This is a genomic window from Pseudomonas sp. NY15354 (genome assembly GCF_048068075.1).
GTDB lineage: Bacteria > Pseudomonadota > Gammaproteobacteria > Pseudomonadales > Pseudomonadaceae > Aquipseudomonas > Aquipseudomonas guariconensis_C.
In genome coordinates this window covers 56,934-66,639 of sequence record NZ_JBLUPV010000031.1, presented here as the reverse complement: position 1 = coordinate 66,639, position 9,706 = coordinate 56,934, and the positions used below count along the sequence as shown (strand labels likewise).

The 9,706-nt window shown below is 59.7% G+C and carries 11 protein-coding genes and 1 pseudogene; 1 reads left to right on the top strand and 11 read right to left on the bottom strand.

Going from position 1 to position 9,706, the window contains the following annotated elements:
* Positions 1 to 745: 745 nt before the first annotated feature.
* The gene (locus ACNFCH_RS22060; RefSeq protein WP_416743806.1) at positions 746 to 2,164 is read left to right on the top strand and encodes a hypothetical protein; all 1,419 of its coding nucleotides are present in this window, start codon (positions 746 to 748) and stop codon (positions 2,162 to 2,164) included.
* Positions 2,165 to 2,376: 212 nt separating this feature from the next.
* On the opposite strand, the gene ACNFCH_RS22055 is transcribed toward ACNFCH_RS22060, so the two are convergent.
* The 11 genes and pseudogenes from ACNFCH_RS22055 to ACNFCH_RS22005 all read right to left on the bottom strand — a co-directional run bounded on the left by ACNFCH_RS22055 (position 2,377) and on the right by ACNFCH_RS22005 (position 9,706).
* Positions 2,377 to 3,171 (bottom strand): DNA adenine methylase, encoded by a 795-nt coding sequence (locus ACNFCH_RS22055; protein ID WP_416743804.1) that lies wholly within the window; start codon positions 3,169 to 3,171, stop codon positions 2,377 to 2,379.
* A 151-nt stretch (positions 3,172 to 3,322) separates the two neighbouring features.
* Positions 3,323 to 3,865 carry a lysis system i-spanin subunit Rz gene (locus ACNFCH_RS22050; protein ID WP_416743802.1) on the bottom strand — a complete coding sequence of 181 codons (543 nt, stop codon included), beginning with the start codon at positions 3,863 to 3,865 and terminating at the stop codon, positions 3,323 to 3,325.
* Entirely contained in the window at positions 3,865 to 4,416 is a 552-nt protein-coding gene (locus ACNFCH_RS22045) for a glycoside hydrolase family 19 protein (RefSeq protein WP_416743800.1), read from the bottom strand. The genes ACNFCH_RS22050 and ACNFCH_RS22045 overlap by 1 nt, the downstream gene beginning before the upstream one ends.
* A 48-nt stretch (positions 4,417 to 4,464) precedes the next feature.
* Entirely contained in the window at positions 4,465 to 4,896 is a 432-nt protein-coding gene (locus ACNFCH_RS22040) for a phage tail assembly chaperone (RefSeq protein ID WP_416743798.1), read from the bottom strand.
* Between the two features lie 8 nt (positions 4,897 to 4,904).
* Positions 4,905 to 5,201 (bottom strand): gp53-like domain-containing protein, encoded by a 297-nt coding sequence (locus ACNFCH_RS22035; RefSeq protein WP_416743812.1) that lies wholly within the window; start codon positions 5,199 to 5,201, stop codon positions 4,905 to 4,907.
* Between the two features lie 219 nt (positions 5,202 to 5,420).
* A pseudogene (locus ACNFCH_RS22030) lies at positions 5,421 to 5,984 on the bottom strand (phage tail protein); the annotation flags it as partial.
* Positions 5,985 to 5,988: 4 nt separating this feature from the next.
* A complete protein-coding gene (locus ACNFCH_RS22025) occupies positions 5,989 to 6,588 on the bottom strand; it encodes a YmfQ family protein (RefSeq protein WP_416743796.1) in 600 nt (199 codons plus the stop codon).
* Positions 6,579 to 7,607, bottom strand: coding sequence for a baseplate J/gp47 family protein (locus ACNFCH_RS22020; RefSeq protein WP_416743794.1), 1,029 nt, complete (start codon positions 7,605 to 7,607; stop codon positions 6,579 to 6,581). The genes ACNFCH_RS22025 and ACNFCH_RS22020 overlap by 10 nt, the downstream gene beginning before the upstream one ends.
* Positions 7,597 to 7,992, bottom strand: a complete 396-nt coding sequence (locus ACNFCH_RS22015) for a phage GP46 family protein (protein WP_416743810.1) — start codon at positions 7,990 to 7,992, stop codon at positions 7,597 to 7,599. The genes ACNFCH_RS22020 and ACNFCH_RS22015 overlap by 11 nt, the downstream gene beginning before the upstream one ends.
* Positions 7,992 to 8,597 (bottom strand): phage baseplate assembly protein V, encoded by a 606-nt coding sequence (locus ACNFCH_RS22010; protein WP_416743808.1) that lies wholly within the window; start codon positions 8,595 to 8,597, stop codon positions 7,992 to 7,994. Before ACNFCH_RS22010 ends, ACNFCH_RS22015 begins: the two co-directional genes overlap by 1 nt.
* Complete coding sequence (locus tag ACNFCH_RS22005; protein ID WP_416743792.1) at positions 8,597 to 9,706, bottom strand: phage baseplate assembly protein; 1,110 nt, start codon at positions 9,704 to 9,706, stop codon at positions 8,597 to 8,599. Before ACNFCH_RS22005 ends, ACNFCH_RS22010 begins: the two co-directional genes overlap by 1 nt.

The window sequence follows — 9,706 nt, the reverse complement described above, 5'->3', positions numbered from 1 at the left end:
TCTATAACCCTAAACGCCGACACAGCAGTGCTATGCAGCTGTCTCCAGTAGAGTATGAGAAACGCTATTTCCTGAGCTTGGAGAGTGTCTAGAAAACCAGGGGCGATTCATGTTATGCCATCAACACAATGAGATACGCCCATGGTACTAGATTTAGACGCCATATTAAAGCTGATAGCTCCTTTGATTACTGGCACCTTTGGACTCCTAATAAAAATCTATTCCGATGCAAAGCCGAAGCTTGTAACCTTTATGATCCACTCCTTTGCCATAACAACAAAAAACCAAAACTTTCATGCATTTCAACCCACTATTGTGCACACCCATAGCATAATGGTAAAAAACGTGGGAAAGAAGACCGCAAATAACGTTCGCATCGGCCACCAGAGCTTGCCCGACTTCCAAATTCACCCGCCTGTAATTCACACTACTACTCGCTTACCTGATGGCAGCGCCGAAATTTTAATCCCCACTCTGGTTCCCGGCGAACAAATTACCATCGGATACTTATACTTCCCTCCAGTGGTTTACAGTCAAATTCACTCATACTGCAAGTCAGACGAGGCCGCAGCTAAAATCTTAAACGTCATCCCGATGACACCCCTTAACAAAGTTCAACTATATACTTTCTGGCTTCTCATATTCATCGGAGCATCAAGCATTATCTATTGGATAATATATTTGGCAATTTACCTTAGCCAGATTAAAAGCATTGTATGACCCCCTAAAGAAAGTGGAGGCTGTCTTGAGCACTTGGGAGTGGGATCCGTTACATAATTTTTTTTCAAGAATTCCGTACCAAAGAATTCCCGCAGAGCTATGTAAGAACGGAGTTAATCATTTAACCATCACGCGCAATAGCAACCTTAAAATAATATTAAACACCATTAGCCCACCTCAACCACCGAGGCAGCATGACCCGAGGCCCTTGGGTGATGTCTACATAAACGACACTAATCTTAAGATTGATTACATTACCGGGACAGTCTCTCTTACCGGCCTATTTCTCTCTAACTCCGAGACCAGCCAAAAAGAGCATGAGACTTTCACTACGGACACCTATCAGGTCCACACCGCCTTATATAAATCCCATACCAAAGCTCCAGTCGACTTCACCATTGACCATATCGCCAACATACCCTCACACTACATATTTCCCGACAACTCGAGATTTAACAAAACCACGATTAAATCAGTGGAATACCCAGATCTTCCTAGCCTAAACATAAGCACACAGGCCAGCATCAGTCATTCAACCCAATGCATACACTTGCAAATCAATGATCAGCCCATAACATTAGGCCCATTAAAAGTTGAAAACTCAATCATCAAGGAGCCAGGCTACATACTTTATTTAGGTAATCCAGGCGAAAGCATAAGACGCGAAACAAGAGAGGCGCTGTCTTTCGCCCTTGGTCTTCCCCTGGTGTATTTCGGACATTCGTGCCACGCCTTTAATGGGCAACTAATCGAGTTCAGTGGAGTTTCCCCGCACACTTTCGGTGAAAGAGCGTGGACTTTACCTAGCCTGCCCCCAGCCCCTATAACGGATTCGAGCGCAGGATACCCCATCTTAAATGCTTCACTTGTTGAGCGAATAGCCAACGGCCTCTTAACTGCCTCGCCTTCGTATAATCTATCAACTCTTCCATGGCGTTTATGGTACGCAGAATCCTCACCTTACTTCATGAAACCAGCCTACTACGGCGCACTAATTGAGGCACTCCAAAGAACCTATCTAGAGGTTAACCATGCATCAATAAGCTCCACCATAATCCCAAAGCCCGAATATAGAAAGATTCGAAAATTAATTTCTCGCCTACTAGAAAAACAAGAATACGACCCAATTTCAACAAAGCTCTTATCCGACAAGTTAAACCATGGCAATGACGCCCCACAGAGAATCATCGCGAGCCGTTTTTACGCACACCTTGATTTAGAGCTTGGCGACGCAGAACTTTCCGCATGGAACAAAAGAAACGACGCTGCTCACGGGAACAAAATCCCGGACAACTCAGAAATCGCTTTTATAAGAGAAACAAAAATCCTTAAAAACATACTTAATCGGATATTGTTAAAAATCACCAACGGCTCAGACCATTATATAGACTATTTCACCCTCGGCCACCCAACCAGACATCTTACCGATAGCATACCCGACTAAGCACCATATTAAATTGACCAGTTCAATTTACCAGAGAAGTGAGTATAAACACTTACACCAATTGTGCTTGAGTATTAACGCAAAAAAACGCCCAAGCCCCGTATACAAAGGGCTTGGGCGCTTTCTTGTACCTGCTGGCAAGAAGCCAAAAGGGCATAGAGGGGCATAGAAAGGCGCTCGGTTTGCCCCATTTTTGCCCCATGCCGCCTGGGTCAGAACAACTGACCAAGCCCTTCGGGCTGCCAGTTCATGATCACCAGTTCACCGGTAACATTGGCCATGCCGATCCGAGGGTTTGCCGTGGTGTAGCGGATATCCAGGGTCTCGAAGTGGAAGCCGTCGAACGCCCGCCGGATGTCCGGGTGATCGTTGATGCTGACCATCACCCTCCCCTTGCAGCGCCGCATGAAGTCGGCCATACGCTCGTACTCCTCGAACGGGAAGTCGACGCCGTAGCCGTTGGTCTGCCAGTAAGGTGGGTCCATGTAGAAGAACGTGTGAGCTCGATCATACCGCTCGGCACAATTGAGCCAGGGCAAGTTTTCGACGTAGGTGCCGGCCAGGCGCTGCCAGGCAGCCGAGAGGTTCTCTTCGATCCGCAGCAGATTGATCCGCGGCGCGGTTGTCCCAGTGCCGAACGTCTGACTAGTGAGCTTGCCACCGAAGGCATGCTGCTGCAGGTAGAAGAACCGAGCCGCGCGCTGGATATCTGTCAGCGTCTCGGGGCGGGTCATCTTCTGCCACTCGAAGATCTGCCGGGAGCTGAGCGCCCATTTAAACTGGCGGACGAACTCCTCGAGGTGGTTCTGCACCACGCGGTACAGCGTCACCAGGTCGCCGTTGAGGTCGTTGAGCACCTCAACCGGGGCTGCCTGGGGTCGCATGAAGTACAACGCGGCACCGCCAGCGAAGACTTCGACATAGCATTCGTGAGGGGGAAAGAGGGGGATCAAGCGGTCGGCCAGGCGGCGCTTGCCGCCCATCCAGGGAATGATTGGAGAGGTCATTGTGTGCAAGTCTTTACTGTATGGATAAACAGGTGTTAGGCTCGCCGCGCTTTGTGCACAAGGCAGGGGCCACGGCTGGACTTGCAGGAAGGGTCTGCGGGTTCGGTGGGCCGGGCTGGATGTTGACGCATCCGCCCGGCTCGCCTCTTTACTACTGAGTGACTTCGCGCACGTAGGCCTGGCAGGCCTTCAACGCGATCACTGCTCGATCGCCTTCGTCGGTGATGGCGACAATTCGTTGAGCATGCGCTGGGTCAAGCTGGACGCGTAGGGCTCCATCCACCACGCTTCCGGTGCCGGCGGACGCTCGCACCCCACCGTTACAACCCGAGGCGGCAACGGTTCCGGCGTCGACCAGGACTGACAACCGCAGATCAGTAGTAGCCAGCCGGTCGCGCAGGCGAGCCTGAGCTCGTTGGGCATCGTTCATCTCCTTCCAGTGTTTTTCATCCTGCGTCTGCAGGCGGTCTTCCAGGTCACGCCGAGCGACCTGCTGCTGCTCCAGCTGATCCAGGGCGGCGCTGGCGGCGGCCTCCCGCTCGCGGCCGTGCGCCAGGTCTTTCTGTGCAAGCTGCCGCTCGTACCCAGCCTCCTGCTTCTGCAGCTCGTCGGCCTGCCACAACCAGGCCAGGCGACCACCCACCGCCGCCCCGAGCAACAGGGAGAGCAGCACCCACCGCGCACCAAGCGACATCAGTTCAGCACCTGCAGCGCTCGGGCATACAGCGCTTCGCGATCCTTGAGGCCATTGGTACCACCATTGATCCGCTTGGTGATGAGCAGGAGATCGCCCTTGTCAGCGAGACTGTTGAGCCCCCTGCTCTGCCAGAACCAACCAGCAGACATAGCGGCGTACACTGGATGCTCAAGCAGCTCCGGTGTGTTGAGCAGCCGACTGTCCCCGAACAGCGCCTCACTGCAGGCTGCATAGTTGTCGTGTCCTGTGACCTGGATCAGCCCACGCCCCCGGTACTTCAGGCCATCACCGTCAGCCTCGGGCGTGTTGCCCAGGCGCTCTGCAAGGCGCCCCGTGTCGTACTTGTCGAAGTAGGCCGCGCCGCCCAGCTCGCGGACAAAACGCAGATGCCCTGATTCATGGCCGATCTGGGCGATGAAGGCGGCCATACGCAGCCTACCGATGATCGAGTACTTGCCCATCGCCGCATTGAGGGCGGGAACAAAAACGCCGGCTTGGCGGCCGGCGTTCGGGAGAACCTGCAGCAACTGCTTTTCGGTAATCGGCATAGCAATATCCTTATGACTGGTAAGAAAAAGCCCCGGCTGGACGGGGCTCTATTGGGCTTGATCAGCGATCCAGGGCGGCGCCACGGGGCGCTGCGCGCTGTCGGGAAAGGCTTCGGACTGGGGCCAGTCGCGCAGCTGCTGCATGTACCCCAGCAGCTCGGCGAACTGCTCTGGCGTCAGCGTGGTCGCCGCGCCAATCTCCAGCTGGTCGCGGTGGCGATCACGCAACCAGACCAGCGGGCTCAGCGCGCTGTCCCGCCAGCGGCGTTCGTCTTCGGCCAGGTCCGCCGGCGAGGGCGGCGGCGGATCGATCAGCACCGGCAAACCGTCAGCGTCGTGCCCGCGCACCTTGTCCAGAGGGGGGTTGCCAATCACAGCCATGAAGCGCTCTTCTGAAATCCGCACGGCGTCCGCCGGCATCTTGGCGTTAATCCCTTCAAGGTAGGTGCAGCCGGTGGTCCTGCTGTAAAAGCGTTGCATACCGATCCTCAGTAGCCGATGGCCAACCAGTTGTAGGTGTTGGTGCCCGTAGCGTTCGCCGCACTGATGAGCGCACTCCCGCCGAGGCTCGTCTTAGAGCGCGTCATGACAACTGCGGCGCCGTTGTCCGTCTGCATGTTCACGCAGGCAAAAAGGCACGCTGCAGGGAATTCGAGAGGCAGAGTCACCCAGATGCTTTCCCCTGAATGGCTGGTCGTCGCCCACTGCACAATCAGTCCGCCCAGCCAGGTCGGAAATACGATGTAGCCGTTCGCCGTCAAGCTCTTCGCGAAACCCCAGCGCATCTTCTTCGGCGTTACCGCCACGTCATCAAGAGTGCCCGCGTCAACCTCGGCCTGCGTGCCGATGCGCAGCACACCGCGCAACACCTCCGTTGAGTTGGCCGCCGCCGAGCGCAGCGCCTGGAACACGCGCAGCGGGCTCAGCCACTTGTTCGAGACGGTGCCCTCCTCGGCTTCGGCCTTGGTCGCATGGTCGCTCGTGGAGACGCCATCGGTGATGCCGTAATCGGCCAGCGTGGTCGACTTCTTGCCCAGCAGCACACGGAACGTCAGCGCCGTGGTGCCCAGCGTGGGCGGCTCGGTGTTGGTCAGTTGCCACACGGTCAAGCTGTTGACCGTGCCGGCCTGCACCGACACCAGGTGACCCGGGGTACATTCGGCGCTTTCGTTGGCGTCCTGCGCACGCAACCAGGCGTTGGCAGACACGGTGTAGATCCAGTTCTGCGAGGCGGACGCCTGATCCTTGACCAGCACCCGATCACCGGCGGCCAGCGCTACACCGTCGACGGTCTGCAGCCCGCTCAAGGCGATAGCCCCAGTCGTGGCGCAGCGCACCGACTTCTTGTAGTCCGACGACGCCATGGTCTGGATAGCGCGCAGCAGCTGGGCGTGATCGACTTCATCTGGCGCCATGCCGGCTGCCTGGATCACCCCCAGCAATTCAGTCATCAGGGCGTTAGCCCAGGCCGCCGGAATCAGCGACCCAGGCTGGCCCGTGGCCGGGTTTTCGTCCACAAATCGGCCGTCCACCAAGCCAGCGCCGGGCGTACTCTTTGGGTAGTCCATCTGGTTATTCCCCGTACTTGATAAATTCCAGGGCGTGCGCAGGCGCGCTACGCCTCAACAAACATTCCAGTGCACCGCTAGGGCTGCCGCCGAACGTCTCGCCGAAGTAAGCCGCGCCGAAGCGCCGGCCGATCCGCCGGCGCGGGCCGGTGTCCAGCGTCCACATAAATTGCGCGGCCCAGGTGCCGAAGCGGGCCGAGCCGAAGCGCGAACGGCCGAAGCGCGGGGCGCGGTGCTCGATCACCTTGGCATTCGGGTAGCCCTGGGCGATGGCCAACTCGACAAAGTAGGCCGGCGACTGTCCACCCACCTCGACCAGGCGCCGGCGCACGGCCAGCTGGCGGTCCTCGAACTTTGGCGATTCACCCATGCACGGGTCGGGCAACTGCATAACCCGCTCCCAGTCCGGTATCAGTTCGCGCACCGTGTCCGGGTCCGATTCGGCCAGCAGGTCGGCGGCGCGCAGATCCTCAGCCGCCAGGATCACCCCAGCGCGCCGCAACAGCTGATCCAGACCCGGGTTGAACTCCAGTTCCCAGGCCGGCCCCGGCGGCAACAGGCTGCGCAGCTGGGCGTGGTAATCGCTCGCTGTTCTCACCGCCACAACACACCCCCATAGGTCAGCAGTTCATTCGCCGCCGCCGTGACGTTGCCGGACGGGCTCAGCACCTCATGATCGCGCTCGCCGGCGGCGCTGCTGACCGCCTCACGGATGTGCGACAGCAACAGCTCGGCGCCCAGCTCCGATTCACGCTGATGCAGCTCCACCAGCTCAGCTTCCACCGCGCGGCGCACGGCCGAGCTGTCGGGGCTGACCTTGATTTCGTACTGCACCGGCTTTTCGACCGGGGCCAGCACGTACAGCTCAGCGGTTACCGGGCGCTCCTGCTCGATGTACGCCTTCACGTCGGCGCGGGCCTCTTCCGAGGGGATCGGGTCGACGTCGTTGTCGCGGACGAAGAACACCGCCACGGTGCCCGGCCCCATCCAGTGGCGCACGATCCACGCCCGGGTAACCCCCGGCACCTCAAGTGCCCAGGTCTCGTAATCGCTCTTGCTGCCACCGTGCGGAATCACGCGGTACGAGCGAATCACCCGCGCACGCAGGGCTTCGATACTTTCTTGCTCGGTGCCGCCCTCGATCCCCGGGGCGGCGACCGTGGCCGAGTCGTTGACCCCGAGCACTGGCGACACCAGGCGCAGCACCGTGCCGGCCGGGGTGTTGCCCAACTGCCCAGCGTCCACGGCCACCACTTCCAGGGCGCCGACTGGGCCGCCCGTGGCCACCTTGAATTGCACGCCATCGTCGCGCTGCAACAGCACGCCGGCATCAACCGGCGCATTGGCGCCGCCGGTGAAGAGCACCGCCCCATCGGCCGCCACCGCCGGCAGACGGTCGCGCTTGAGCCTGGCCCGAGCCATGCGGCGCAGCGTGTCTTCGTCGGCGGTGTCCGGCAGGATCTGGTCGGCGATGTACTGCTGATGCCCGTAGCGGCCGTAGGAGGCGGCGGCGAACACGCGGGCCAGCACCTCGGCATCGCTGCGCTGCAGGGCGCTAGAGCCCGCCAGCGCCGAACGCTCCTGGCTGATAAGCTCGGGCAGCGTGGGAGTGTTAAACGGCATTGATCACCTGCCACAGTTTTTCCGATGTGAAATCCACCTGGCGACCATCGCGCAGGGTAATAGCGACGGCCAAGTCGAGCCGGTCGGTGCCACGCGTTACCGTAACGGCCACGGCGCTGACCCGGCCGTCGTCCAGCATCCACGCCAGCGACTCGCGGGCGAACGCCTCGGCATCGCGCACCGTGTCGGCGTCCAGCTTGCGCCGGCGCAGCAGGTACAGGCGCGAGCCGATGCGGTCGTCGGTCATTCCTGGAAAGCTGTCGCCCCACCAGCCGTAACGCTCGTCGTCGTCGAGCACGTCGCCCGGATCGGCGCGCCGCCAGGTCATCAGGCTGATTTCGGCGGCACGCTGCCAGGCCCGTTCGCTGTCGTCCTCGAGCAGCATCATTCAGCCCCCTGCGGTACGGGCTTGCCCGACTGCTGCAGCCCCTGCACCACACCGTCGTGCGGGTGATTGATCTGGCTGACGTCGCCGGCGACCTGGTCGCCGTCCGAGACGATTTCGCCCGTGGCCTGAATCGTCGGGGTGTCGAAGTTCGCCGCCTCGCTGGCCGCCACGGAAAACGCTTTGGTATCGATGCTGAAACGCTCGCTCGCCGAGACGGAAAACGCCTTGGTGGCGAACTCCACCGCGTCGGCCGCGTCGACCTTGAGCGTCAGCGTCTTTACCTCGATCCTTCGCTCACGCTTGAAATGGACGTAATCGCCTTCATCGGTGTAGATGGCCACCTCTCCCGATTTCAGCCCTTTCAAGCGGTATTGACGGTCAGCGATGTTGATCACGACCCCGTGGGAACGGTCGCCACCGAAGAACAAGGCCACACCTTCAGCCCCAGGATGAGGGTTCGCGGTGAACCCGTAGGGCTCGAAATGCTCCATGCCGCTCTTCACTTCGCCGGCGGTAAGCCGGACTTGCACCGCCTGCAGCTTCGCGCCTGGGTTGACCAGGGCGACAACACAGCGGGCGATCATGTTGTTGATTCGACGCATCATGGCGCGGGCTTCCAGTCAGCAGGGATGAGGTATTCGAAGTTGTCGGCCTTGCCGCCCTTCTTGAGCTTGCGCGTGCTGTGGGGGTCTTTCGGCTCAGGGTCGAACGCATCCGGCGGGGCCACCGTGATGTTGCAGACGGTGCCCGCATCCAGGCTGTATTCGATTTCACTGATCAACATGTCGCGGTCGATGCCGATTACCGGGTCCACAATGCGAACCAACATGTTCGGCAACCACAACGCCCCGTTGGACTGCCGCCACCCCTGCAGCTTGTACTTGATGGTCAGCGCCTTGCCCATACGATTGCCGCGCTCCCAGTTGGCCCGTGCGGCGGCAAGCTCCGGGGTCATCTGGCCACTTTCATGGATCAGCAGCACGCGACGGCGCGTCGCACGCGGGTCGGTCACCAAAGCGCTGACCTCGCTGGCCGCCGCGCCGTGCGCCGTGTCGCTGCCCGAGCGCTGCCCGGTGACGCGGTACTCCGCAAACACCCCCGAGAAATCCAGATCGGCTTCACCGCTCAGCAGGTTTTCACCGAGCACCAGGCCATCGACCGCATGCCCGGCACTCCCCGGCCTGATGATCACCAGCCGCCCCCGCGTGTCGTCGGTCGAGAGCAGGCGCGAGAGGGTCAAAAGGCGGTCGATGGATTCGAACACGGTTTCCCCCGGCTCGATGCTGTGATCGGCCAGCTTGCTGGTTTCAGCTACCTGGCTGAGCACCTTCACTCCGTACTCCGCCGCCAGGGCCGTGACGATCTGCTGCACACTTTGCCGCTGCCATTGGCCGGGCTGGTTGATCGCCGAGCAATCGACCAGATCCGCAGTCAGCGACCGACCATTGATTGACCGGTTAACCTGACCCGCGTCATAACGCACTGGAGTCGAATCGATCCAGCCAGTCAGCACCAGGTCTTCACCAATCAGCACTTCGCAGCGGTCGCCCGGTCGGATCGGGATTTCTTGCACCTGGCCAGGCCAACGCCACGTCACGTCCAGGCTGAAATCACGGGCTTGCCGCTCAATGCCGGCACTGATGCGCACTTTCTTCCAGCCGCCATAATCCAGGCCGTTCACGCGCAGCGTGACAGCGTTCAATGGGTCCAT

Bases quoted from the DNA above. Each gene is read 5' to 3' on its own strand.
- ACNFCH_RS22055 (WP_416743804.1), bottom strand. From the start codon at position 3,171: ATGACCTCTCCAATCATTCCCTGGATGGGCGGCAAGCGCCGCCTGGCC.
- ACNFCH_RS22020 (WP_416743794.1), bottom strand. From the start codon at position 7,607: ATGCCGTTTAACACTCCCACGCTGCCCGAGCTTATCAGCCAGGAGCGT.
- ACNFCH_RS22010 (WP_416743808.1), bottom strand. From the start codon at position 8,597: ATGCGTCGAATCAACAACATGATCGCCCGCTGTGTTGTCGCCCTGGTC.
- ACNFCH_RS22045 (WP_416743800.1), bottom strand. From the start codon at position 4,416: ATGCCGATTACCGAAAAGCAGTTGCTGCAGGTTCTCCCGAACGCCGGC.
- ACNFCH_RS22005 (WP_416743792.1), bottom strand. From the start codon at position 9,706: ATGGACCCATTGAACGCTGTCACGCTGCGCGTGAACGGCCTGGATTAT.
- ACNFCH_RS22040 (WP_416743798.1), bottom strand. From the start codon at position 4,896: ATGCAACGCTTTTACAGCAGGACCACCGGCTGCACCTACCTTGAAGGG.
- ACNFCH_RS22015 (WP_416743810.1), bottom strand. From the start codon at position 7,992: ATGCTGCTCGAGGACGACAGCGAACGGGCCTGGCAGCGTGCCGCCGAA.
- ACNFCH_RS22035 (WP_416743812.1), bottom strand. From the start codon at position 5,201: ATGCGCTGGGGTTTCGCGAAGAGCTTGACGGCGAACGGCTACATCGTA.
- ACNFCH_RS22050 (WP_416743802.1), bottom strand. From the start codon at position 3,865: ATGTCGCTTGGTGCGCGGTGGGTGCTGCTCTCCCTGTTGCTCGGGGCG.